This window comes from Sphingobium sp. GW821-FHT02B05, assembly GCF_059421905.1.
In genome coordinates this window covers 92752-117153 of sequence record NZ_JBWKVW010000004.1, presented here as the reverse complement: position 1 = coordinate 117153, position 24402 = coordinate 92752, and the positions used below count along the sequence as shown (strand labels likewise).

Genomic DNA, 24402 nt, shown 5'->3' with positions numbered 1-24402 from the left:
TGCGCTGCAACCCTCTCGGAAAACTCAGGCGTCGATGCCGACGATCTCCGCGACATTCCTGACGCCGTCCCGCGTCATCAGGGCTTTGAGGCCTGTATTGATCCGCTTGGCCAGATAAGGCCCTTCATAGACCAGAGCGCTGTAAAGCTGGACCAGCGCGGCGCCGGCGCGGATGCGGACATAGGCCTGCTGCGCATTGGCGATGCCGCCGACGCCGATCAGCGGCAGGCGGGTGCCCAGCAGTCGACGGAAGTCCCGCAGCCGTTCGAGCGACAGATCGGTGAGCGGCGCACCCGACAGGCCGCCCGCTTCGCCGGCATGGGCCGATCGCAGGCCGGGGCGGGTGATGGTGGTGTTGGATACGATCAGGGCGTCGATGCGATGGTCCAGGCAGGCGGCGGCGATGTCGTCCACATCGGCGGCTTCCAGATCGGGGGCGACCTTCAGGAAGATTGGAGTGGTATCGCTCCCCCGCGCGGCCATTACGGCCGATAGCAGGTCGTCCAGCGCGGCCCGGCCCTGCAATGCGCGCAGGCCCGGCGTGTTGGGGGAGGAGATGTTGACGGTGAGATAATCGGCCAGCGGGGCCATGACGCGCACGCCGGTGACATAGTCTGCGATGCCGCGCCCGGCGGCCGTCGCGTCCTTGTTGGCGCCGATATTGATCCCGATGACCGGCCCTTGTCCGATCGGCCGGCGGTAGCGGGCAATGCGGTCCGCCGCCGCGCCCTGGCCACCATTGTTGAAGCCGAACCGGTTGATGACGGCGCGGTCCTCCACCAGGCGGAACAGGCGCGGCTGGGGATTGCCGGGCTGCGCCAGCGGGGTCAGCGTGCCCAGCTCGGCAAAGCCGAAGCCCAGCCCGTGCATCTTGTGCGCGATCCGCCCGTCCTTGTCATAGCCCGCCGCCAGGCCGACCGGATTGGGGAAGCGGATTCCGGCGACCACCGATTCCAGCATCGGGTCGGGCACGAGCGGCGCGGGCGTTGGCATGAAGCGCAGCGCGGCGATCGACAGGTGATGGGCGCGCTCGGCATCCAGGGCGAAAAGCAGCGGGCGGATCAGGCGATAGGACATGGACAGGCCTATGCCAGCGGACAGCCAATCCGTCGAGTGCCTGTTGCCATATGGCAACAGAGCGTGGCCTTGGTTATTTCATGACAAGAAACGTCATGAATGAGACCGTTTGCAGCGGAAAAATGTCCGTTTCATCCAATAAAGTTGCCGCGATTCGGGCGTACAGCCATCTTGCGACCCGAAGGCTCTCTGGCCTATGGCCTATGAGACCTTTTACTGACCCGGCGATGAAAATCGCCGGGTCATTTTTTTGTGTTCAGCTGCTAGATGTCGAAAAACTTTACGCTTTTCCGTTTCTGATGCTTGCGCCGCCGCAATGTTGGCGCATAGTGATCGCCAGGGGTGAAGAAATGGGGTCGCGTCATAGCGAAAATGCGGCGCATGCCGTCGCGCTGCCGGATGAGCGGGGGCCGCTATCCTATGCGGTCGATGCGGCACAGGGGCCGGTGCGGTTGCGCTATTTCGCGCCGCCGCCGCATTTGCGGCCTTATTTCGGCTCGCTCTACTTCTTCACCGTGTCCGCCAACCATTATGCCGATGCCACCCGCGCCGATGCGCCGCAATTGCGGCTGATGCTGGAGGGGGGCGGCGATTATCATTTTCAGGACGGGACGGTGATGGCTACGCCCGACGTCTGCCTGCTGGGGCCGACGATGGGGGCGACGCGCTTCGTACTGGACCGGCCGCTGCGGCTGGTCGGCATTTCGTTGTTGCCGGCGGGATGGGTGGCGCTGCATGGCGGCGACGCCAGCCTGTTGGCCGATCGCCTGTGCGATCTGGCGGCCGAACGGGGAGAGGTGCATCGCCGCCTGCTGGACAGATTGCGCGCGCTGGGCGACGATGCCGATGCGATGGCGGCGCTGTGCTGGGCGGAATTGGGGAAGCTGGTCGGGCCGCTGAGGGCAGCGACCTGGGAATTGCTGGCGGCGATCGATGCCTGGCTGGTGGATGAAGGCTCGCCGAAGATCGAGACATTGGTGGAGGCTACCGACCTGTCGCCGCGTCAGCTCGCGCGGTTGGCCAACAAATATTATGGCGCCCCGCCCAAGATGCTGGCGCGCAAATATCGGGCGCTGCGCTGTTCGGCGCGAATTGCGCTGGACGGGACAAGTTGGCAGCAATTGTGCGAGGAGGGCGGTTTTTACGACCAGTCGCACTTCATCCGGGAGATCAAGCATTTCGTCGGCCTGACGCCGCATCAGTTGCAGACCGAGCCGTCGGCGGTCGCGCAACTCACGCTGATGCGCCGATCGCTGGGCGGTGATGTGGCCGTGCTGAACCGATTGAGCTAGGCGCGCCCCAAGCAAAATTTCCTTGATTAAACGCCCCTGTGCGACCACATGCGCCCAATCGGATGGAATCGGTCCGATTTGAGAATGGTTCGCAACTTAACGAAGGGCGCGTGACGCGACATGAAATTGTCGAGCTTCGCTGACTATGCGGTCGTGCTGATGTCCGCCGCGGCGCGCCATTGTGGCGCCGCGAAGATGAACGCGACCACGTTGAGCGCCGAAACCGGCATTCCGCTGCCTACCGCGCAGAAGCTGGTCAGCCGCCTGTCGGCCGCCGGCCTGCTCGAATCGAGCCGGGGGACCGGCGGTGGCGTAAGGCTGTCGCGCCCGCCGGCCACCATCACGCTGGCTGATGTGGTGGAAGCGGTCGAAGGGCCGATCGCCATGACCGCGTGCAGCGAACAAGGGGCGCATGACTGCAATCTGGAACAGGATTGCCGCATCCGCCCGCATATGAACGTGGCGAACAATGCCATCCGCGAAGCGCTCGCGGGGGTGACGATCGCCAGTCTGACACGAGAAATGGCATGACTGAACAAGCAACCACCGTTCGCAACCAGGCAGCGCAGGACGCCGCCGATCGCGCGTCGACCTACGAACATGGCTGGTCGTCCGCCATCGAGCAGGACTTCGCGCCCAAGGGGCTGAACGAGGATACGGTCCGCTTCATTTCGGCCAAGAAGAACGAGCCGCAATGGCTGCTCGACTGGCGGCTGAAGGCCTTCGCCATGTGGCAGACGATGGATGCGCCGGACTGGGCGAAGCTCAATGTCCCGCCGATCGACTATCAGGACTCCTATTATTACGCGGAACCGAAGAAGAAGATCGAACTGGATTCGCTGGATCAGGTCGATCCCGAAATCCTGGCGACCTATCAGAAGCTGGGCATCCCCATCGCCGAGCAGGAGATGCTGGCTGGCGTGAAGGGCAGCCGCAAGATTGCGGTCGATGCCGTATTCGACAGCGTCTCGGTCGCCACCACCTTCCGCAAGGAGCTGGAGGAAGCGGGCGTCATCTTCCGCTCGATCAGCGAAGCGGTGCGCGAATTCCCCGACCTCGTCAAAAAGTGGCTGGGCAAGATCGTGCCGATGCACGACAATTATTTTGCCACGCTCAATTGCGCGGTCTTTTCCGACGGCACCTTCGTTTACATTCCCAAGGGCGTGCGCTGCCCGATGGAGCTGAGCACCTATTTCCGCATCAATGCGGAGAATACCGGCCAGTTCGAACGCACGCTGATCGTGGCGGACGAGGGCAGCTATGTGTCCTATCTGGAAGGTTGCACCGCGCCGATGCGCGACGAGAATCAGCTGCACGCCGCCGTGGTGGAACTGGTCGCGCTCGACGATGCGGAGATCAAGTACAGCACCGTCCAGAACTGGTATCCGGGCGACGAGAACGGCAAGGGCGGCATCTATAATTTCGTGACCAAGCGGGCGCTATGCCAGGGTCGAAACAGTAAGGTCAGCTGGACGCAGGTGGAAACCGGCAGCGCCATCACCTGGAAATATCCGTCCTGCGTGCTGAACGGCGAGAATAGCGTCGGCGAATTCTACTCCGTCGCGCTGACCAACAATCTGCAACAGGCCGATACCGGCACCAAGATGATCCACAATGGCAAGGGCACGCGATCGACCATCGTGTCCAAGGGGATCAGCGCCGGGCGGTCCAACAATACCTATCGTGGGCTGGTGCGCGTGGCGCCGGGTGCGGAGGGCGTACGCAACTTCACCCAATGCGACAGCCTGCTGCTGGGCGACCAGTGCGGCGCGCATACCGTGCCCTATATCGAAGTGCGCAATCCCAGCGCGCAGATCGAGCATGAGGCGACGACGTCGAAGATTTCCGACGATCAGATGTTCTATGCCATGCAGCGCGGACTGGATCAGGAGAGCGCGGTCTCGCTGATCGTGAACGGTTTCGCCAAGGAAGTGCTGCAACAGCTGCCGATGGAATTTGCCGTCGAGGCGCAGAAGCTGCTGGGGATTTCGCTGGAGGGTTCGGTCGGCTGATCCTTGCGACCGTTGCCCTGTATGAAGAATTCGAGAATTTGAAGGACGAAGTAAGTTGAGCGACGAAGACGATATCCAGGATGCCCTCGCGGATTTCGCGGAGGATGTGGGCAATGGCCAGTCATGGACTGCCGCGATCCGCATCCTGACCGAGGATTATGAGCTGGAAGAGGGCGAGTTGCAGGCTCGTGCCGCCAAGGATTTCGGCGACCTCGACGCCTATGAGGCGGAGAGCCGCGCCGCACTGGAAGCGGGCGACGTCGCCTTCACCGAGAAGCTGCGCAAGGACAAGGCGTTCCACAAGGCGAAGGCGCCCAACCTTGCCCGCATGGGGCCGGTCAGCGAATTCGTCGTCGCGCTGCTGGAAAAGGGTGCGCCGGAACCGGACGCCGACTGGTGGCCCTATATGCCGATCAAGCGCCATATCGACACGCTGTTCCCCGCGCCGGGCGAGGTGCGCGACATGGCGTTCTGGACCGCGCGGACGCTTCAGCGCGCGCATGAGGGATAAGAGATGCTGACGATCGACAATCTGACCAACGAAATCGACGGCAAGGCGATCCTGAAGGGCCTGTCGCTCCAGATCAATGCGGGGGAAATCCACGCGATCATGGGGCCGAACGGCGCGGGCAAGTCCACGCTGGCCTATACGCTGGGCGGCCGTCCGAACTATGAAGTGACCGGTGGCACGGCAACGTTCGAGGGGCAGGATCTGTTCGAACTGGAGCCGCATGAGCGCGCCGCTGCCGGACTGTTCCTGGGCTTCCAATATCCGGTCGAGATCCCCGGCGTCTCCAACCTGCAATTCCTGCGCGAAAGCCTCAATTCGCAGCGCCGCGCGCGCAGCGAAAAGGAGTTGAACGGCGGGGAGTTCATCAAGCTGGCCAAGGAAAAGGCCGGTCTGCTCGGCCTTGACATGGAAATGCTCAAGCGTCCGGTCAATGTCGGCTTTTCGGGTGGCGAAAAGAAGCGCGCCGAAATGGTGCAGATGGGCATTCTCGACCCGAAGCTGGCGATCCTGGACGAGACCGACAGCGGCCTCGACATCGACGCATTGAAGATCGTGGGCGCCGGCATCAACGCGATCATGCGCAAGCCCGACAAGGCGGTGCTGCTCATCACCCATTATCAGCGCCTGCTCGATTATGTGAAGCCGGACTTCGTCCATGTCCTGGCCGCCGGCCGGATCGTCAAGTCGGGCGGTCCCGAACTGGCGCTGGAACTGGAACGCGAAGGCTATGCCGAGGTCCTGGGGGCCGAGGTGGCATCCGCGTGAACGCTCTCACCCTGCCGACCCGCAAGGCGGAAGAATGGCGCTATAGCGACCTTGAGGCGCTGGCGACCGTGTGGCCCGTGCCCGCGCCGACCCGCATCGACGTGGCGGCAGGCGAGAGCGTGCGCCATCATCTGTTGCAGGATGCTGCGACAGGCGCCGCAGCGGTGCATGACTATGTCATCACCATCGCCGACGGGGCGCGCTGCGATTTCCATGTGCTCAATGTGGGCGGAAAGCTGGGGCGCGTGACCTTCACCGTCACGATCGGCAGCAACGCGCATTTCGAGCTGAATGGCGCGATATTGGGCGGCGGCGACCAGACGCTGGAAATCATCACCAGCGTCACCCATGCCAAGCCGGATTCGACCAGCGGACAGACGATCCGGTCGATCCTGGGCCAGCGCGCCACGGGCAGTTATCTGGGCAGCATCAACGTCGCGCGCGACGCACAGCGCACCGATGCGTTCCAGTCGATCAAGGCGATGCTGCTGGATCGGACCGCCACGGCGAACGCCAAGCCGGAGCTGGAAATCTTCGCCGACGACGTGAAGTGCGCCCATGGCGCGACGGTGGGCGAACTGGACAAGGCGGCGCTTTTCTACATGGCGTCGCGCGGCATGGACCCGGCGACGGCCAAGACGCTGCTGCTGCGCTCTTTCGTCGCGGGCGTGTTCGACGATGTGGAGGACGAAGCGGTCAAGGACGCCCTGGAAGCCGCCGCGATCGCCAAGCTGGAGTCGCTGGTATGACCGACGTCGCACAGGGATTGCGCTTGCGGGACGATTTCCCCGGTGTGGGCGACTGGCATTATCTGGACAGCGCCGCCACCGCGCAGAAGCCCAATGCCGTCATCGATGCGATCGCACGCGCCTATGGCCCCGATTATGCGACGGTGCATCGCGGCGTCTATGAACGCTCGGCCAATATGACGCTGGCCTATGAGGCCGCGCGGCGCAAGGTCGCGGGCTTCATCGGAGCCAAGTCGGACAGCGAGATCGTCTATGTCCGCGGCGCGACCGAGGGCATCAACCTCGTCGCGCAATGCTGGGCGGGCACGCAGTTGCAGGCGGGCGACCGCATCCTGCTGTCCACGCTGGAGCATCACAGCAATATCGTGCCATGGCAGATCGTGGCGGAGAAGGTCGGCGCGTCGATCGACGTTGTGCCGCTGACGCAGGATGGCCGGATCGATCTGGATGCGATGCGCGCGATGATCACGCCGCGCCATCGCATGGTCGCGCTGGCCCATGTGTCCAACGTGCTGGGCAGCGTGCTGGATTGCCGCCGCGCCGCCGATATCGCCCATATGGTCGGCGCCAAGATATTGATCGACGGATGTCAGGCCGTGCCGCGCCTGGCGGTGGACGTGGCTGCGCTCGATTGCGATTTCTACGTCTTTTCCGCGCACAAACTCTATGGGCCGACCGGCATCGGCATATTGTGGGGGCGTGCCGAATTGCTCGACGCCATGCCACCCTATCAGGGTGGCGGGTCGATGATCGACAAGGTGACGTTCGAAAAGACGACCTACGCCCCCGCGCCGACCCGGTTCGAGGCGGGGACGCCGCATATCACCGGCGTCGTCGGGCTTTCCGCCGCGATCGATTATGTGCATGGCATCGGGCTGGACGCGATCCACGCCCATGAATGTGCGCTGGTCGCCAAGGCGCGAACCGCGCTGGAGCAGATCAACAGCGTGCGCGTCTTCGGGCCGGACGACAGCGCGGGCATCCTTTCTTTCGAGGTGAAGGGGGTGCATCCGCACGATGTCGGCACCATATTGGACGAAACGGGCGTCGCGATCCGGGCCGGCCATCATTGCGCACAGCCGCTGATGCGCCATCTGGGCGTCGAGGCGACCGCACGGGCCAGCTTCGGCATCTATAGCGACGACAGCGATGTGGATGCGCTGGTGAAGGGCATCGAGCGCGTGAGAAAGATTTTCGGATGACGCAGGAACGCAAGATCGTGGTGGAAGAAGTGGATGCGGTGGAAACCCCGCCCAAGGCGCGCGTCGAGGATGTGGCCGAAGCCACGCCGCGCCAGCGCGACTATCTGGACGGGTTCCTGTCGCAAAAGCCGGTCGAAACGCCTGCAGGCGAGCCGGGCGGCGACCTGTATGACGGGATCATCGACGCGCTCAAGGAAATCTACGATCCGGAAATTCCGGTGAATATCTACGACCTTGGCCTGATCTACGGCGTGGATGTGACCGAAGATGGCCATGCCATCGTCACCATGACGCTGACCACGCCGCATTGCCCGGTCGCCGAATCCATGCCGGGCGAGGTCGAATTGCGCGTCGGCGCGGTGCCGGGCGTGGGCGATGCGCAGGTCAACCTGGTCTGGGATCCGCCATGGGATCCGCAGAAGATGAGCGACGAAGCGAAGCTCGAACTGGGGATGCTGTAATGACCGAAGTACAGACCAACACCCCGCAGACCAAGACCCGCGCCCGCCCCGCTGCCGTCCTCCTGACGCCAAGCGCAGAGCAGCGCATCGCCGACCTGATGGGCCAGGCGCCCGAAGGCACGATCGGCGTCAAGCTGTCCACGCCCAAGCGCGGCTGTTCGGGGCTGGCCTATTCGGTCGACTATGTGACGACGGAAGCCAAGTTCGACGAGAAGATCGAAACGCCTGGTGGTGTCCTCTATATCGACGGCGCGTCGGTCCTCTATCTGATCGGATCGACGATGAACTGGGTGGAGGATGATTTCACCGCCGGCTTCGTCTTCAACAATCCCAATGCCAAGGGCAGCTGCGGCTGCGGCGAGAGCTTTACGGTTTAGGCGCATTTCTGCTCCGAACGGGGGAATGATGGCGCATATGCTCATAATCGGCATGGGCTATACCGCCGCCGGTCTGGCTGCCCGTCTGCGCCGCGGTGGCTGGGCCGTCACCGGCGTTCGCCGCAGCGCCGATGGCGACAGCCTTGCCTTCGATGACGACAATGCCGTCCGCGCCGCGATAGCGCAGGCAAGCCATATCCTCTCCTCCGTCCCGCCGGAGGGCGATGCCGATCCGGTGGTGGCCCGCTATGGCGATGCCATCGCGGCCGCGCCCGCCATCTGGACCGGCTATCTCTCCTCTACCGGCGTCTATGGCGATGCGGCCGGCGCCTGGGTGGATGAAGCCAGCCCGGTCGGACAGGGGCGCCGGACCGCGCGGGCGGTTGCGGACATGGCATGGGGCGCATTGCGCCCCGACATGCGCCGCTTTCGCCTGCCCGGCATCTATGGTCCCGGCCGGTCCGCGCTGGATCGGGTGCGGGAGGGCAAGGCCCATCGCATCGCCCTGCCCGATCAGGTGTTCAGCCGCATCCATGTGGACGATATCGTGGCGGGCGTCATCGCGTCGTTCGATGGGCCTGCGGGCATCTATAATCTGGCCGACGATCTGCCCTGCGCGCAAAATGCCGTGATAGAGGCGGCTTGTGCGTTTCTGGGCCGGCCGGTGCCGCCGCTCCTGACATTGGAGGAAGCGCAACTCTCGCCCATGGCGCGGGCCTTTTATGCGGAAAATCGCCGGGTGGCCAATGGCCGGGCGAAACGGCTGCTGGGCTGGTCGCCGCTCTATCCGACCTACAGGGAAGGGCTGCGTGCCTGCCTGTAGGTCGATCCATCGCTTGGTTTACGCCTTGTTAACCCAGGCGATCGACAAGCGGGGCAGCACTTCATAAGGGACGCCCCCATGACCCGCATCGACAAGACTTTTTCCAAACTCAGCCAGCGCATGGGCGATCTGTCCATGCCCGTCCCGTCGGGCGCGGCGGCGCCGTCGATCGCCAGCCTGCTCGACAGGGTCAACGCTGCCAAGCTGCGCTATCAGCCGGGCGCGCGCTAAGCCGTTTTCGATCGCAGGGCGATGCCCATGCCGGCGATCGCCAGCAGCGCGCCGGTGATGGACAAAGCGCTCCAGCGATAGCCCTCCACGATCGTAGAGATCAGCATTGCGATGACCGGGATGAGGACGCTGGTATAGGCGGCGCGGCCCGCGCCCATGCGCTGGATCAGGGTGAAATAGAGTGGGAAGGTCACGACGGACCCGGCAATGCCCAGCCAGCCCACGCCCAATATATAGCCTGGCCGCATGTCGAAGGTCGGCGGGCCGACCGTCGCCCAGGCATAGAGCGCATCCACTCCCGCACCGATCAGCATGGCCCAGGCCAGCACCGCCACCATGGGCAGGCGACGGGCGATCTCCATCCCTTGCATCACATTGGCGGCCGATGCGCTCATCAGGCCGGCGAAGGCAAAGGCCGCGCCCAGCAGCACCATGTCGGGATTGACCCCGCCGGTTTCCGATAGCGCCGCTCGATATTCGTGCAGCAGCATGAGGATGATGCCCGTCACCGCCACCACCGATCCGCCGATGAAGGCGCGACTGACGGACGCGCGAAAGATGAGGAAGGACAGGATCGAATTGGGAATCAGCAGCATCGCATAGACGACGGCGACCAACCCCGACGTCAGATAATGTTCGGCGCGATAGACGAAGTTGAAATTCAGCACGAATTGCGCGACGCCCAGCAGCGCGGCGTAGAGAAGCCCGCTGCGCCCGATGGCCAGCGGCACGCCGCGCCACCGCGCAAAGGCGACCATGGCGACGCCCGCCAGCGCGAACCGATAGCAGACCGACCAGCTGGCCGGCACCGACCCGATCTGGTCGCGAATGACGATCCAGGTCGAACTCCAGATCAGGACGACCAGAATGAAGGGGATGATGATCCCCCCCTTCGCCCGGTCATTCACGATCGAGTGCCCGCAGCGCATCCGCCAGCGGCGCGACTCCGTGCGCATCCTGGGACCAGTTGGTGACGAGCCGCGCCGCACCTTCGCCCCAGTCGTAAAAGTCGAAGCCCTGCGCGCGCAGGCTGGCGGCTTCATCGGCGGTAAGGCGGATGAACAATTCGTTCGCCTGAACCGGGTGCATCAGCCGGCCGGGGGCGCCCTGTGCCAGTGCCTGTGCCGCGCCGTTGGCGGCGCGGGCGTTGGCCAGCCACAGATCGTCCTCGATCATCGCCAATATCTGCGCGGCGAGATAACGGCCCTTGGAAAAGAGATGGCCCGAACGCTTGCGCCAGCGTTTGGCTTCGGCTGCGCGCGCAGGTGCCGCTTCGCCGAAGTAGAGCAGGGCTTCGCCCACCATGCCGCCATTCTTGACGCAGCCAAAGGAGAGGGCGTCCACGCCCGCGCGCCAGGTGACGTCCGCAGGCGCGCAGCCCAGATGCGCGACGGCATTGGCGAAGCGGGCGCCGTCCATGTGGAAGCCAAGGCCGTTGGCCTTGGCGAGATCGCCCAGCGCGGCGACTTCGTCCGGGCTGTAGGCCAGGCCATATTCGGTGGCGTTGGTGATGCTGATGGCGCGGGCCGGCACCTGATGCACGTCGGGGCGGATCGCCTTCAGCCGGTCGGTCACGGCGTCCGGCGTCAGCTTCGCGCCGTCGCCCGGCAGCGGCATCAGCGTGGCGCCATGGGTGAAGAAGCCCGGCGCACCACATTCGTCGACGGCGATATGCGCTTCCTCATGGCAGATCACGCCGCCATAGGGCGGGCAGAGGGTCGCCAGCGCGATGCAGTTGGCCGCCGTGCCGGTCGATACCCATAGTGCGCTGACCGGCGTGTCGAACAGGTCGGAAAAGGCACCGTCCAGACGCGCGCTCCAGCCATCGCCGTCATAGCCATGATCGGCCCGGTCGGCACCGGCGATGGCGGCCATGATCTGCGGGGCGATCGGCGTGGCGTTGTCGGAGAAAAAATGCATGGCGCAGCGATAACCGGACGGCGGCCGGGCGGGAAGAGGCCGGCGGTGGTCGGCTGGCCTTTTTCCGATCATGAAATATGTCAGCATGTATGACACATTGTTTCATCCGTCGCTCTGTGACATAGGCGGCCTCGTCCGAGCCAGAACAAGGAGACTCACCATGGCCGCCGAGCAGACGTCGCGTTTCACCGTCACCCGCAACAGCCAGGCTGTGCCGGCGGACAAGCGCGCTGTATTGCTCGAAGATCCGGGCTTCGGCCGGCTCTTCACCGACCATATGGTGACGATCCGCTATACCGAGGGGCAGGGCTGGCACAGCCATAAGGTGGAGGCGCGCGCGCCCTTCATGCTCGATCCCGCCTGCGCCGTGCTGCATTATGCGCAGGAAATCTTCGAAGGGATGAAGGCCTATCGGCTGGAAGATGGCAGCGTCGCCATGTTCCGCCCGGAAGAAAATGCCCGTCGCTTCGCCGAATCGGCCGAACGCATGGCGATGCCCGCCATTCCGCAGGATCTGTTCCTGGAAGCGGTCGAGGAACTGGTGAAGATCGATGCCGACTGGATTCCGACCGGGGAAGGCAGCCTCTATCTGCGCCCCTTCCTGTTCGCCAGCGAAGCCTTTCTGGGCGTGCGGCCGTCGAACGAATATATCTTCTGCGTCATCGCCTCGCCCGCCGGCGCCTATTTCAAGGGCGGCAAGAAGGCCGTGACCCTGTGGGTGTCGGAACATTATACCCGCGCCGCGCGCGGCGGCACGGGCGCGGCCAAGTGCGGCGGCAATTATGCCGCATCGCTGGTCGCGCAGAAGGAAGCGATCGGCCATGGCTGCGACCAGGTCGTCTTCCTGGACGCCGCCGAAAATAAGTGGGTCGAGGAACTGGGCGGCATGAACGTCTTCTTCGTGATGGACGACGGGTCGATCGTGACCCCGCCGCTGACCGGCACCATCCTGCCCGGCATCACCCGCAATTCGATCATCGACCTGGCCCGCGCCAAGGGGCATGTGGTGCGTGAAGAGCCCTACAGCTTTGCCCAATGGCGCGAAGATGCCGCCAGCGGCAAGCTGCGCGAAGCCTTCGCCTGCGGTACGGCGGCGGTCGTCACCGCGATCGGAACGGTCAAGAGCAGCACGGGCGACTTCACCGTCGGCAATGGCGATGGCGGGCTGGTGACCGAAACGCTGCGCGCCGAACTGACCGGCATCCAGCGCGGCGTCGTGGCCGACCCGGCCGATTGGGTGCGCACGCTTTAAGGCTGCATTTTCCTTCGTCGTCGCGAGCGAAGCGATCCACCGCTGTGCCCGTGGATTGCTTCGCTTCGCTCGCAATGACGGTGGGATAAAGATGCGGGTCAACCTCTTGCTTCCCAATCCCGTCCCAAGCGCCTAGATACAGATCCATGGAACGCTTCGACGTCGTTATTCTGGGTGGCGGGCTGGTCGGCCTCACCCTTGGCATCGCTCTTTCGGGCCATGGCGTGAAGACCGCCGTGATCGACCCGGCCGATCCGGTGGGCGTGACCGCCGCCGGCTTTGATGGCCGCGTGTCGGCGATCAGTTCCACCAGCTATGCGATGATGAACGCCATTGGCGTAGGACGGCATCTGGAGGGCAAGGGTTGCCCGATCGACCGCATCTGGGTCAGCGACGGGCTGGAGCCGGGCGCGCTGGATTTCGCGCCGGATGCGGACGATGGCGTGATGGGGACGATGGTCCCCAATCGCGACCTGCGCGTCGCGCTGGCAAAGACGGCGGACGAAGCTGTCAACCTCACCCGTTACCAGCCCGATCGCGCCACCTATGTCGATCGCAACGCCGATGGCGTCACGCTGACGCTGGCGAGCGGGGCCAGCATCCAGGGCGCGCTGCTGGTCGCGGCAGAGGGGCGCAACAGCCCGACGCGCGACGCGGCGGGGATCAACACGACCCGCTGGCAATATAAGCATACCGCCATGGTCACGGCGATCGACCATGAGGTGCCGCACGCCAATACGGCGTACGAGATTTTCTATGTCGGCGGTCCCTTCGCGCTGTTGCCGATGCTGCCGGGCACCCGTTCCGCCGTGGTGTGGACGGTGCCGACGGAGCAGGCGCCCGCGATGATGAAGCTGTCCGAACGCGCCTGGCTGGCCGAGGCGCAGAAGCGGATCGGCGGTTTTCTGGGCGATATCAGGCTGGCGGGACCGCGATCCTCCTATCCGCTGGGTTTCCACCATGCCGCCCGGATCACCGACACGCGGTTGGCGCTGGTGGGCGACAGCGCGCACGCCATCCACCCGATTGCGGGGCAGGGGGTGAATCTTGGCTTCCGCGACGTCGCCGCGCTGGTGGAGGTATTGGTCGACGGCATGCGCCTTGGCCTCGATCCAGGCGATGCGCAATTGCTGGCACGCTATCAGCGCTGGCGCGGGCTCGATTCCATGATGACCAGCGTGGCCATGGACGGGCTGGTGCGCTTGTTCGACATACCGGGCAAGATCCCGTCGCTGGTGCGCCGCGCGGGGCTGGCGGCGGTGCAGCGCAGCGGGGCGCTCAAGGGGCGCTTCATGGCCGAAGCGCGCGGCCAGTCGGGCGCGCTGCCGAAATTGCTGTCGGGCGAGATGGTTTAAGCGGTCAGGGCTTCAACCGCCGGTTGATCATCTCACAGCATCCGCCGCAACACATCGTCCTTCAGCGCGAAATGATGGCGCAGCGCGGCGCCGACATGCAGCAGGATCAGCCCGACCCACAGCCAGGGCAGAAGTTCGTGAGCGCCGCGTGACAGGCCGACGATCGCGTCCCCCTTGCCCACCGCGAATTTGGGCACGTCGAACAGGAAGAACCAATTTAGGGGCCGAGGCCCGGCCGAAGACATGATCCAGCCCGACAGCGGCAGGATCAACATCAGCGCATAGAAGACGAAGTGGGTAAGATGCGCCGCGCCCTTTTCCCATGCGGGCATGGCGGCAGGCAGCGGCGGGGCCGGGTGCGTGAGACGCCAGATGATCCGCACCAGCGTCAATGCCAGTACGGTCAGGCCGATCGATTTATGCACCGGCATCACCGGCCAGTCCTTTGGCAGGGCGTCATGGGCGAAGCCGAAGAAGAGGTTCCCCAAAATCAGGATCGCGATGATCCAGTGCAGGGTGCGGGCGACGGTCGTGTAACGGGCCATGGGTTCTCCTTTTCGGATATGTCCCTGAAACAGCCATGGCCGTCCTACCCGACGACCATGGCCCTATGTCCAACGGACCGCGCTGCGGCACGATCCGTCATTGCGTTGCACTAGTTCTGACGGTTGGCGACCAGATTATCCACTACGGACGGATCGGCCAATGTGCTGGTGTCGCCCAGCGCCTGAGCCGATACGTCGCCCTCCGCGATCTTGCGCAGGATGCGGCGCATGATCTTGCCGGACCGGGTCTTGGGCAGGCCGGGCGCGAACTGGATCATGTCGGGCGTGGCGATCGGGCCGATCTCGGTCCGCACCCATTTCACCAGCGTCGCGCGCAGATCGTCGGTCGCTTCCTTACCGCTGTTGAGCGTCACATAGGCGTAGATACCCTGACCCTTGATATCATGCGGGAAGCCGACGACCGCGGCTTCCGCCACGCTTTCATGCAGCACCAGCGCGCTTTCGACTTCGGCCGTGCCCATGCGATGGCCCGACACGTTGATGACGTCGTCCACCCGGCCCGTGATCCAATAATAGCCGTCCGCATCGCGCCGCGCGCCGTCGCCCGTGGTATATTTGCCGGGGAAGGTGGTGAAATAGGTCTGGAAGAAGCGATCATGATCGCCCCATACGGTGCGCATCTGGCCCGGCCAGCTTTGCGCGATGACCAGATTGCCCTCGGTCGCGCCATCCAGCACCTTGCCTTCGCCATCGACGATCTGCGGCACGACGCCCGGCATGGGGAAGGTAGCGGAACCGGGCTTCAGGTCCGTGGCGCCTGGCGTCGGTGCGATCATCGCGCCGCCGGTTTCGGTCTGCCACCAGGTATCGATGATCGGGCAGCGCCCTTCGCCCACCACGCCATGATACCAGCGCCACGCCTCCGGATTGATCGGTTCGCCCACCGTGCCGAGCAGGCGCAGCGATTTGCGACTGGTGCGGGTCACGAAATCGTCGCCTTCCTTCATCAGCGCGCGTAGCGCCGTGGGGGCGGTGAAGAGGGTCTGGACCCGATGCCGATCGACCACGTCCCATATCCGGCTGGCGGTGGGATAATTGGGGACGCCTTCATACATCAGGGTCGTCGCGCCGTTCGCCAGCGGGCCATAGACGATATAGCTGTGGCCCGTGACCCAGCCGATATCGGCCGCGCACCAATAAATGTCGCCGGGCCGATAATCGAAGCAGAGTTCGTGCGTCAGCGCCGCCCAGAGGAGATAGCCGCCGGTCGTGTGCAGCACGCCCTTGGGCTTGCCGGTAGAGCCGGAGGTATAGAGGATGAAGAGCGGGTCTTCGGCATTCATCGGTTCGGGCGGGCAATCGGCCGATACCTTCGCCGCTTCCTCATGCAGCCACAGGTCGCGCCCGTCCTGCATCGTTACTGCGCCGCCGGTGGCCTTGACCACGACTACCTTCTTCACGCTGGGGCAATGGGCAAGGGCCGCGTCGACATTGACCTTGAGCGGCACCGCCTTGCCACCGCGCCGGCCTTCGTCGGCGGTGATGACGATGTTCGAATCGCAATCCTGGATACGGCCGGCGAGCGCGTCGGGTGAAAAGCCGCCGAACACGACGCTGTGGACCGCGCCGATCCGCGCGCAGGCGAGCAGGGCGAAGGCGGCTTCCGCTATCATCGGCATATAGATGGTGATGCGGTCGCCCTTCTTCGCGCCGGCGGCCTTCAGCACATTGGCGAAGCGGCAGACTTCCTCATGCAGCTGCGCATAGCTGTAGCGGCGCGGCTCTGCGTCGGGCGAATCGGGTTCCCACAGGATCGCGGTCTGGTCGGCTCGCTGCGCCAGATGGCGATCGACGCAATTGGCGCTGACGTTCAGCACGCCGTCGGCGAACCATTTGACGCCGAAATCCGCTTCGGCAAAGCTGCTTTCGTTGGTCAGGGTCGGCGGCGCGATCCAGTCCAGCCGCTGCGCCCGTTCCAGCCAGTAGGCGTGACTGTCCCCGATCGAGCGCGCATAATCGGCGTCGCGCGCCGTCCGGTCCATCAGCGATCCGGTGGCCCATTCCTCCGGCACGGGGAAGAAATCGTCAGACATCGGGCATCCTTTCCATCGCGAAACCATTATTGCCCTCTCTTCTATCGCCCGATGCGGGGGATCGAAAGGCCGGACCATGCCGTTTCTTGCCCTACTTTTGGCCAATATCGTCGTGTCGAAGGAATATGGTGACGACATTTTGCCGCTTTCCCCGCAGCCCGCCCGCGCCTAACAGGGATCACTTATGTGGTTGCTTTATCAATTCCCGCTCTGCCCCTTTTCCCGCAAGGTCCGGCTCCTCCTGGGTGAGAAGGGGATCGGCTATGATCTGGTGCGTGAATCGCCCTGGGCGATGCGCGACGAATTTCTGGACCTGAACCCGGCCGGCACTACGCCGGTCATGGCGGACGCAGAAAAGGGCGTGACCCTGATCGACAGCCAGGCGATCTGCGAATATTTCGAGGAGACGGTGGAGAAAGTCCCACTGATTTCCGGTACCGCCGCCGGGCGGGCCGAAGTGCGACGGCTGACGGCCTTTTTCGATCAGAATTTCTATGGCGACGTGGTCGGCCCGTTGTTGCACGAGCGGATGAAGAAGCGGCTGGTGGAACGGGCATCGCCCGACGCTCGCGTCCTGCGTGAAGCGATGAAGCGCGCCAATGTCCATATGGATTATATGGACTATCTGCTCGACCATCGCAGCTGGATGGCGGGCGCGACGCTCAGCCTGGCCGATATCGCGGCAGCGGCGCACCTGTCCGTGGCGGATTATCTGGGTGGGATCGACTGGGCGGGGCATGAGCCGGTGAAGCGCTGGTATGCCGGCTTCAAATCGCGCCCCTCCTTCCGCCCATTATTGTCCGAGCGGATGGAGGTCATCACCCCGCCGGCCCATTATGAAAAGCCGGACTTCTAAGGCCTTTAGTCTATTTCCGCGGCCAGATAGACGCGGTTGCGACCATGTTCCTTGGCTAGATAAAGGGCGCGGTCGGCCGCTTTCAAGGCGCCGCGCGGATCGTCATAGGCCAGCACATTGGCCACGCCGGCGGAAAAGCTGACCCGGTCCATCCGTTCGCCATTGGTGCGGTTGACGAGGCTGCGATTGGCCAGATCCTCGCGCACGCTGTCCACCGCTTCGCACGCTTCGGCGGCGGTCTTGCCGCGGAACAGCATCACGAATTCCTCGCCGCCATGCCGTGCCACATGGCAACGGTCGTTGGACGCCTTGGCCAGCAGCCCGGCGACGAATTTCAACACCCGATCGCCGGTATCATGGCCATGGGTGTCGTTGATATGTTTGAAATGGTCGATGTCGCAGAAGGCGACCGACAGGGTTTCGCCATTGTCCTGCGCCTGTTGCATTTCCTCCCGCAATACGCTTTCGAAGGCGCGGCGGTTGGGCAGGCCGGTCAGATGGTCATGTTCTGCGGCACGGCGGGCATTTTCCAGGCTCGATTTGAGCGCCTGGGTCTGCTTCTGATTTTCGCGCAGCTGGCTTTCGACCTGGCGGGTCTTTTCCACCATCGACCGGGTCAGGCCGACCAGACGGGCCAGCACCGGTTCATTGTCCCGGCCTTCGCCCAGATCCTTGGCCTGTTCCTGCAACGCAGCGCCATAATCCTTCGCGCTGTTGCGCGATTCGTGCATCAGGCCGGTGAACTGGGTGAGGTTTTCCTCCACCTTGTCCAGCATGGAGGCCAGCGATTCGGGCGTCACTTCGTCGGCGCGTTGTTCCGCCGCGATCGTCTCGATCCAACCGTTGGTGATCTTTCCGCGTTCCATCATCACGGCCTTGATCGCCTTTTCAACGCCGATATTCGCGCCGGTCAGATAGTCCAGCGCGACACTGAAGTTGATGGGTGTCAGGTCAAGATCATGGGCGAAGAGAAAATCGCCGATGTCGCTGTAGAGCTGTTTGCGGCGGTTGATCTCGCGGTTCAGGGCGGTGCCGCTGCGTGGGCGCTGATCTTCGTCTTCGACGCTATCCTCCTCGGATTTGCCGGAAAACCCCCTGGCCCAGCGTGCCAGGCGGTCGGTCAGCCCATGTTGCGGGCTGGCGGAAGATGGTTGTGCCCCGTTCATGCCCTTCATAACGGCCGAGCCGGAACAAGGTTAAGGGATCGGCAGCGAAATAATCGGAGTCAGAGACTGTTTGAGAAATCGCGAAAGAGCGATTTCTGATACGGCACCAACCCGCTCCCCCACCCGGCCACCCAACGGCAGTATTCTATGGGTGGCCGGGTGGGGGAGCGGGCTGGTGCCGGAATGCGCCGGATGGCGCATTCTCAAAAAAAACGCTCAGATGTCCGCGCTGACCAGCCAGTCGCGGAAGATGCGCACGGCGCGGGTCTGGAGCGCGCGCGGACGACAGACGAAGAAATAGCGATAGGGGCTGTCGACATGGATCGGGAACAGTCGCACCAGGCGCGGATCATTGGACTGTTCATAATGGCTGGCGTGCATCACGGCGACGCCCAGCCCCTGCGCGGCGGCCTCCAGCATCAATTGGCCAGAATCATAATTGTCGATCGCCAGTGGCTGGAGCTCGGGCAGGCCCGCCGCCTCTTTCCAAGCGTCGAAGGATTGCGCCATGTCGCGATGGAGCAACACGGTCTGCTGCGCCAGTTCTTCCGGCGATGTCAGGGCATGCGGCCCGTCCAGCAATTCGCGCCGGCCGATCAGATAGACCTGCTCATGGTCCAGTTCATGGGCGTAGAGCGCAGGGTCGATATCCTTGGCCATCAGCACGATCGCGGCATCCAGCCCTTCGCCCAGGCGCGCGACGGCGTGGGGCGTGGTTTCGATGTCGATGTGCAATTGCGGATGCTGTTTGCGCAAATTGCCCAGATGCGGGAAGAGGCGCTGCGTCGCGAAAAGCGGCATCACTGCCAGGCGAAGGCGCAACTGGTTGCCGCCGCTCTGGATATTTTCCAGCGCCTGGCTCAGCGAATCCAGCGCGGGCGCGATATCGTCAAGCAGCCGCTGCCCTTCTGCGTTGATTTCCAGCGCCTGGTGCTTGCGGTCGAACAAGGGGCGGCCGATGAAGCGTTCCAGCGCCTGAACGCGGCGGCTGAGCGCCGGAGTCGACAGGGCGAGTTCCTCCGCTGCCGCCTTGACGGACCCCAGGCGTGCAACCTGAACAAAGGCCTCCAGGGCCGTAAGGGGCGGCAATCTGCGCATATCTCGTCAATGTTTAGGCCGGTGCGCTGCGCCGCGTCATGGCTTGTTGTCGTGCGCCGCGCGAACCGGGGTTCAAGCATCCTCTCCCTACTGAGCAGGAAATTGGATCAAATGGCAAGATGCAATTTTTGCAACTCGACGATTCTTTTCGCACTTGCAATATATCATGCCGCACTGCACATAGGAGGTGCCTTTCAGGCATCCTCTCCTAAAACTTTCAGGGCTGGTCTTGCGATCGGCCCTTTTTTTGGTCGCACCGCTTTTTTTGACGGCCAGGGCGGATCGCTGGCCCCTTTTTCCCGGCCACTGTGTTTCCTACATCGTTACGGAACGACAAAGACGGGGATGCCGCGTGGCTGATCAGGAACAGGAAGGACGCCGGATTCAGGTCGCCAATGCGCGGCCGGAGGATGCGGGTCGCGGTCTGGCGCGCTTGCCGCTGACCGTGATGGCGCAATTGCAACTGGCCGAAGGCGATGTGGTCGAGATCGTCGGAAAGCGCGCAACGCCCGCGCGCGTGGTGCGGCCATATAAGGAAGATGAGGGGCTGGACGTGCTCCGCCTCGACGGTTTGCAACGCGCCAACGCCGGTGTGGGATCGGGCGATTTCGTCCAGATCATGAAAGCCGAACCCCGCCCTGCTCAGCGGGTCGTGTTCGCACCTGCACAAAATAATCTACGACTACAGGGTAATCCCGATGCGTTGAAGCGCGTCTTCTACCAGCGTCCGCTGACGTCAGGCGATGTCGTCGCGACGGCCGGGCAGCAGCAGGTGCCCCCCAACGATATGCCGCCGCAGCTGCGCCAGATGCTGGCCGCGCCGGCCTATGCCTTGCAGGAAATCCGGCTCGTGGTGGTGTCCACCGTGCCCAAGGGCATCGTCCATATCGACGCGGAAACGGAAGTGGAACTGCGCGCCGAATATGAGGAGCCGCGCGAATCGCGCCGTGCCGATGTCACCTATGACGATGTCGGCGGCATGGCCGATGCGATCGATCAGCTGCGCGAAATGGTGGAACTGCCGCTGCGCTATCCCGAATTGTTCACGCGACTGGGCGTCGATCCGCCCAAGGGCGTGTTGCTGCATGGCCCGCCGGGCACGGGCAAGACGCGCCTCGCCCGCGCGGTCGCCAATGAATCGGACGCGGAATTTTTCCTGATCAACGGTCCTGAAATCATGGGATCGGCCTATGGCGAATCGGAAAAGCAGCTGCGCGAGATATTCGAAGCCGCGGCCAAGTCCGCCCCGTCCATCCTGTTCATCGACGAGATCGATTCCATCGCGCCCAAGCGTGGCCAGGTGACCGGCGAGACGGAAAAGCGTCTCGTCGCCCAGTTGCTCACGCTGATGGACGGGCTGGAGCCGCGCACAAACCTGGTCGTCATCGCCGCCACCAACCGGCCCGAAGCGATCGACGAAGCGCTGCGGCGGCCCGGCCGTTTCGATCGCGAGATCATCGTCGGCGTGCCCGACGAACGCGGCCGGCGCGAGATATTGGGCATCCATACGCGCGGCATGCCGCTGGGCGACCGGGTCGATCTGGCCGAACTGGCGCGCATGACCTATGGCTTCGTCGGTGCGGACCTTGCCGCACTGACTCGCGAGGCCGCGATCGAAACGGTGCGCCGCTTCATGCCGCGCCTCAATCTGGAAGACGGCACGATCCCGCCCGACGTGCTGGAGGAATTGTCGGTCACGCGGGAGGATTTCCTTTCGGCGATCAAGCGCGTCCAGCCGTCCGCCATGCGTGAGGTGATGGTGCAGGCGCCCAATATCGGCTGGTCCGACATCGGGGGTCTCGACGATGCGCAGATGCGCCTGAAGGAAGGGGTGGAACTGCCGCTCAAAGACCCCGACGCCTTCCGTCGCATCGGCATCCGCCCGGCCAAGGGCTTCCTGCTCTATGGTCCGCCCGGCACCGGCAAGACCCTGCTGGCCAAGGCGGTCGCGCGCGAAGCGCAGGCCAATTTCATCGCGACCAAATCCAGCGACCTCCTGTCCAAATGGTATGGAGAGAGCGAGCAGCAGATCGCTCGCCTCTTCGCCCGCGCGCGACAGGTGGCCCCCACGGTCATCTTCATCGACGAACTGGACAGCCTGGTCCCTGCACGCGGCGGTGGTTTGGGCGAGCCGGCGGTGACGGAGCGGGTGGTGAACACCATCCTGGCTGAAATGGACGGGCTGGAGGAATTGCAGTCGGTGGTCGTCATCGGCGCCACCAACCGGCCGACCCTGATCGACCCTGCGCTGCTGCGGCCGGGGCGTTTCGACGAGCTTATCTATGTGCCCGTACCCGACGAAGCAGGGCGTCGGCGCATATTGGGTATCCATACGGGGAAGATGCCGCTGGCCGACGATGTCGATCTGGATCGGCTGGCGGCGCAGACCGAGCGCTTTACCGGCGCCGATCTGGAAGATCTCGTCCGCCGCGCCGGCCTGTCCGCATTGCGCCAGTCGCTATCGGTGGACAAGGTGACGCAGGCGCATTTCGAAAGCGCGCTGGACGACACCCGCGCCTCCGTCACGCCCGAAATGGAGCGCGAATATGAGCAGATCCAGGCGCAGCTGAAGCAGCGGGCGATGCAGGTCGATCCGATCGGCTTCGTCGCGCCCGGCATGGTGCGGTCGCGCGATAGTAGCGATTGACGCTGGCTTATGGGGGCGGCGGCGCATTGAACCCATCCGCCGCCCCTGCGTTCATGACAGGCATGTTGCAAAGCCGCTTGCCAGAAAGGCCCGGATTTGCAAGGCGTTCTGAACGATTCACACAGGCGGAAGTTGATGGCCTCCATTCCATTGAAGAAGACCAAGAAGGCCAAGGCCGGTAAGGGAAAGTCCGGATCTTTTTTAAGCCAGTGGGGCATGTTCTTTCGCCAGTTCATCAAACATCCCGGCATGATCGGATCGGTCATCCCCTCCTCCGCGACGCTGGTGGAGCGGATGCTGGATCAGGTGGACTGGCGCAATACGCGCCTGTTCGTGGAATATGGTCCGGGGGTTGGCACCTTTACCCGGCCCATTCTGGACCGGCTGCCTGCCGATGCGATTCTGCTGGCGATTGACCTCAACCTGGATTTCGTCGCCTATCTGGAGGCCGAGATCGACGATCCGCGCCTGCGTGTCGTGCACGGCTCCGCTGCCGACGTGCGACGTTTCATCAAGGAAGCGGGTCATTATCAGGCCGACTATGTCCTGTCGGGCATCCCTTTTTCCACCCTGCCCGACGGCGTGGGTGCGGCGATCTGCGCCGAAACGCGGCGGGCGCTGCGGCCCGGTGGCGCCTTTCTCATCTATCAATATTCGCGCTATGTGCTGCGTTTCCTCAATCCCGTTTTCGGCGATGTGAGCGAAGCACTGGAATGGCGCAATATTCCGCCCTGCCGCATGATCCGGGCGGTGCGCGAAGAAGAACTGGCCCAGGCCGCCTGACCACATGCTGATCTGGATCAATAACGCCCCATTTGCGGGCGTTTGACCTTCCGACCCATTTGACTTCGTCTGTGCTTTGAGTCACGCGAATCAGGGGCATTGGGGGGATTTCTATGGCGACTCGCGCCAAGGATGACGATGCGTGGGCGGACTTGTTCCTGTCCGCTGCGCTGGAGCCGGAAAAATGGGGGGCAGCCATTCAGGCAATGGCTCAGGCGACGGGGTCTGGCCATGGCCAGTTGATCGGCTTCGGGCCGGGCGCCTGGGCCTTCAACTGGATCAGCGATATCGATGCCAGCATCGTGCCCAAGGGGTCGGCGATCGACCAGGCGATGCCCGACCTCAATTTCCGCGTAGCCGCCGACCGCCTGCCCGACCGCCCGGCCGTGGTGCATGAAGCCCATTATGACGTGGCCCGGCCGACGCTGCGGTCGGACGATTATCTGGACCTTTGTTCGGATTTCGACATTTTCGACGGTTGCCAGACCCGGCTGGTCGGCAATGCGGACCAGATGGTCGGACTGGCGCTGCTTCGCAACGCGAAGGATGGCCGAACCAGCCCTGAACAACGCAACCTGTTCGCCCGGATTGCAGGCCATGCCCGGTCCGCCGTAGCGTTGCAGCAGGCGATCGAGGCACAGGGCTTCGCGCTGCTGTCCGGCACGTTCGAATCAATGGAGCGCGCCTGCTGGCTGCTCGATGCGACCGGGCGGGTTGGTGGCATGACGCCGCGTGCCGAAGCGCTGCTGTCCACCAGCCGCATCCATATCAGCGAAGGCTGGCTGGCGAGCGATCGCGCGGATGAAACGCGCGCCATATTGCGGGCGATCCGCACCGTCATCGAACCGCCCGGCCGCACCGCCGATCCGGTCGCGCTGGCGGAAGAGGCCGGTGGCGTCGCGATCATGCTGGAATTTCATCCGCTGCCTGCTCGGCCCTGGGCGCTGCCCTTCGCGCCGCGCGCGATCGTCGTTGCGCGGGTGGGGGAGCCGACCGAGCGGCATGTGCAGTTGCTGTCCCGTACATTTCGTCTGACCCCGGCGGAGGCGGACATCGCCGTCCGCCTGGCGGCGGGCCAGTCGCGGAAGGATATTGCCGCAGCGCGTGGCGTGTCGGTGGAAACGCTCAAGGTCCAGCTGCGCAGCATCTATGACAAGACCGGCTGCAACCGGGAATCGCAACTGGTGCGGATCGTCGGCCTGATCAGCCACTGACAGGAATTTTGT

24 protein-coding genes are annotated in these 24402 nt (G+C 64.0%); 17 read left to right on the top strand and 7 right to left on the bottom strand.

Features of this window, described 5'->3' with window-relative positions:
* Nucleotides 1-24: 24 nt before the first annotated feature.
* Complete coding sequence (locus AC07UX_RS14720; protein ID WP_495192743.1) at nt 25-1077, bottom strand: quinone-dependent dihydroorotate dehydrogenase; 1053 nt, start codon at nt 1075-1077, stop codon at nt 25-27.
* 350 nt (nt 1078-1427) lie between these two features.
* Between AC07UX_RS14720 and AC07UX_RS14715 the strand changes: the two genes are divergently transcribed.
* From AC07UX_RS14715 to AC07UX_RS14665, 11 genes are all read left to right on the top strand, one after another.
* Nucleotides 1428-2369: a helix-turn-helix domain-containing protein gene (locus tag AC07UX_RS14715; protein WP_495192742.1), complete on the top strand. Its 942-nt coding sequence runs from the start codon at nt 1428-1430 to the stop codon at nt 2367-2369.
* A 120-nt stretch (nt 2370-2489) separates the two neighbouring features.
* The gene (locus AC07UX_RS14710; protein WP_093079437.1) at nt 2490-2900 is read left to right on the top strand and encodes an RrF2 family transcriptional regulator; all 411 of its coding nucleotides are present in this window, start codon (nt 2490-2492) and stop codon (nt 2898-2900) included.
* Nucleotides 2897-4381, top strand: a complete 1485-nt coding sequence (gene sufB / locus AC07UX_RS14705) for a Fe-S cluster assembly protein SufB (RefSeq protein ID WP_495192741.1) — start codon at nt 2897-2899, stop codon at nt 4379-4381. The genes AC07UX_RS14710 and sufB overlap by 4 nt, the downstream gene beginning before the upstream one ends.
* Before the next feature lie 55 nt (nt 4382-4436).
* On the top strand, nt 4437-4892 hold the full coding sequence (locus tag AC07UX_RS14700) for a hypothetical protein (protein ID WP_495192740.1): 456 nt from the start codon (nt 4437-4439) through the stop codon (nt 4890-4892).
* Between the two features lie 3 nt (nt 4893-4895).
* Nucleotides 4896-5657, top strand: coding sequence for a Fe-S cluster assembly ATPase SufC (sufC, locus tag AC07UX_RS14695; protein WP_495192739.1), 762 nt, complete (start codon nt 4896-4898; stop codon nt 5655-5657).
* Nucleotides 5654-6406, top strand: a complete 753-nt coding sequence (locus AC07UX_RS14690; RefSeq protein WP_495192738.1) for a SufD family Fe-S cluster assembly protein — start codon at nt 5654-5656, stop codon at nt 6404-6406. The genes sufC and AC07UX_RS14690 overlap by 4 nt, the downstream gene beginning before the upstream one ends.
* Nucleotides 6403-7608, top strand: coding sequence for an aminotransferase class V-fold PLP-dependent enzyme (locus tag AC07UX_RS14685; RefSeq protein WP_495192737.1), 1206 nt, complete (start codon nt 6403-6405; stop codon nt 7606-7608). Before AC07UX_RS14690 ends, AC07UX_RS14685 begins: the two co-directional genes overlap by 4 nt.
* Complete coding sequence (locus AC07UX_RS14680) at nt 7605-8069, top strand: SUF system Fe-S cluster assembly protein (protein WP_495192736.1); 465 nt, start codon at nt 7605-7607, stop codon at nt 8067-8069. The genes AC07UX_RS14685 and AC07UX_RS14680 overlap by 4 nt, the downstream gene beginning before the upstream one ends.
* Nucleotides 8069-8446: a HesB/IscA family protein gene (locus AC07UX_RS14675; protein ID WP_495192735.1), complete on the top strand. Its 378-nt coding sequence runs from the start codon at nt 8069-8071 to the stop codon at nt 8444-8446. Before AC07UX_RS14680 ends, AC07UX_RS14675 begins: the two co-directional genes overlap by 1 nt.
* A 28-nt stretch (nt 8447-8474) precedes the next feature.
* The gene (locus tag AC07UX_RS14670) at nt 8475-9269 is read left to right on the top strand and encodes a Rossmann-fold NAD(P)-binding domain-containing protein (RefSeq protein ID WP_495192864.1); all 795 of its coding nucleotides are present in this window, start codon (nt 8475-8477) and stop codon (nt 9267-9269) included.
* A gap of 78 nt (nt 9270-9347) precedes the next feature.
* Nucleotides 9348-9500, top strand: a complete 153-nt coding sequence (locus AC07UX_RS14665) for a hypothetical protein (RefSeq protein ID WP_495192734.1) — start codon at nt 9348-9350, stop codon at nt 9498-9500.
* Here AC07UX_RS14665 and AC07UX_RS14660 read toward each other — a convergent pair.
* Nucleotides 9497-10408 (bottom strand): DMT family transporter, encoded by a 912-nt coding sequence (locus AC07UX_RS14660; protein WP_495192733.1) that lies wholly within the window; start codon nt 10406-10408, stop codon nt 9497-9499. The genes AC07UX_RS14665 and AC07UX_RS14660 overlap by 4 nt on opposite strands.
* Entirely contained in the window at nt 10401-11420 is a 1020-nt protein-coding gene (locus tag AC07UX_RS14655) for a threonine aldolase family protein (protein WP_495192732.1), read from the bottom strand. The genes AC07UX_RS14660 and AC07UX_RS14655 overlap by 8 nt, the downstream gene beginning before the upstream one ends.
* 160 nt (nt 11421-11580) lie before the next feature.
* Between AC07UX_RS14655 and AC07UX_RS14650 the strand changes: the two genes are divergently transcribed.
* The gene (locus AC07UX_RS14650) at nt 11581-12672 is read left to right on the top strand and encodes a branched-chain amino acid aminotransferase (RefSeq protein WP_495192731.1); all 1092 of its coding nucleotides are present in this window, start codon (nt 11581-11583) and stop codon (nt 12670-12672) included.
* Nucleotides 12673-12818: 146 nt separating this feature from the next.
* A complete protein-coding gene (locus AC07UX_RS14645) occupies nt 12819-14027 on the top strand; it encodes a UbiH/UbiF/VisC/COQ6 family ubiquinone biosynthesis hydroxylase (RefSeq protein WP_495192730.1) in 1209 nt (402 codons plus the stop codon).
* A gap of 32 nt (nt 14028-14059) precedes the next feature.
* Here the strand turns inward: AC07UX_RS14645 and AC07UX_RS14640 are convergent, their stop codons facing one another.
* Nucleotides 14060-14572: a cytochrome b gene (locus AC07UX_RS14640; protein ID WP_495192729.1), complete on the bottom strand. Its 513-nt coding sequence runs from the start codon at nt 14570-14572 to the stop codon at nt 14060-14062.
* 110 nt (nt 14573-14682) lie between these two features.
* A complete protein-coding gene (gene acs / locus AC07UX_RS14635; protein WP_495192728.1) occupies nt 14683-16626 on the bottom strand; it encodes an acetate--CoA ligase in 1944 nt (647 codons plus the stop codon).
* 184 nt (nt 16627-16810) lie between these two features.
* Between acs and AC07UX_RS14630 the strand changes: the two genes are divergently transcribed.
* Nucleotides 16811-17482, top strand: coding sequence for a glutathione S-transferase family protein (locus AC07UX_RS14630; protein ID WP_495192727.1), 672 nt, complete (start codon nt 16811-16813; stop codon nt 17480-17482).
* Between the two features lie 5 nt (nt 17483-17487).
* On the opposite strand, the gene AC07UX_RS14625 is transcribed toward AC07UX_RS14630, so the two are convergent.
* Nucleotides 17488-18648 carry a GGDEF domain-containing protein gene (locus tag AC07UX_RS14625; RefSeq protein WP_495192726.1) on the bottom strand — a complete coding sequence of 387 codons (1161 nt, stop codon included), beginning with the start codon at nt 18646-18648 and terminating at the stop codon, nt 17488-17490.
* 216 nt (nt 18649-18864) lie between these two features.
* Nucleotides 18865-19746 (bottom strand): LysR substrate-binding domain-containing protein, encoded by an 882-nt coding sequence (locus tag AC07UX_RS14620; protein ID WP_495192725.1) that lies wholly within the window; start codon nt 19744-19746, stop codon nt 18865-18867.
* Between the two features lie 352 nt (nt 19747-20098).
* On the opposite strand from AC07UX_RS14620, the gene AC07UX_RS14615 reads away from it, so the two are divergent.
* The 3 genes from AC07UX_RS14615 (at nt 20099) to AC07UX_RS14605 (ending at nt 24390) form a co-directional block, all read left to right on the top strand.
* Nucleotides 20099-22393: a CDC48 family AAA ATPase gene (locus AC07UX_RS14615; protein ID WP_495192724.1), complete on the top strand. Its 2295-nt coding sequence runs from the start codon at nt 20099-20101 to the stop codon at nt 22391-22393.
* 135 nt (nt 22394-22528) lie between these two features.
* The gene (locus AC07UX_RS14610) at nt 22529-23176 is read left to right on the top strand and encodes a class I SAM-dependent methyltransferase (RefSeq protein ID WP_495192723.1); all 648 of its coding nucleotides are present in this window, start codon (nt 22529-22531) and stop codon (nt 23174-23176) included.
* 113 nt (nt 23177-23289) lie between these two features.
* Nucleotides 23290-24390, top strand: a complete 1101-nt coding sequence (locus AC07UX_RS14605; RefSeq protein ID WP_495192722.1) for a helix-turn-helix transcriptional regulator — start codon at nt 23290-23292, stop codon at nt 24388-24390.
* The last annotated feature ends 12 nt before the right edge of the window (nt 24391-24402 follow it).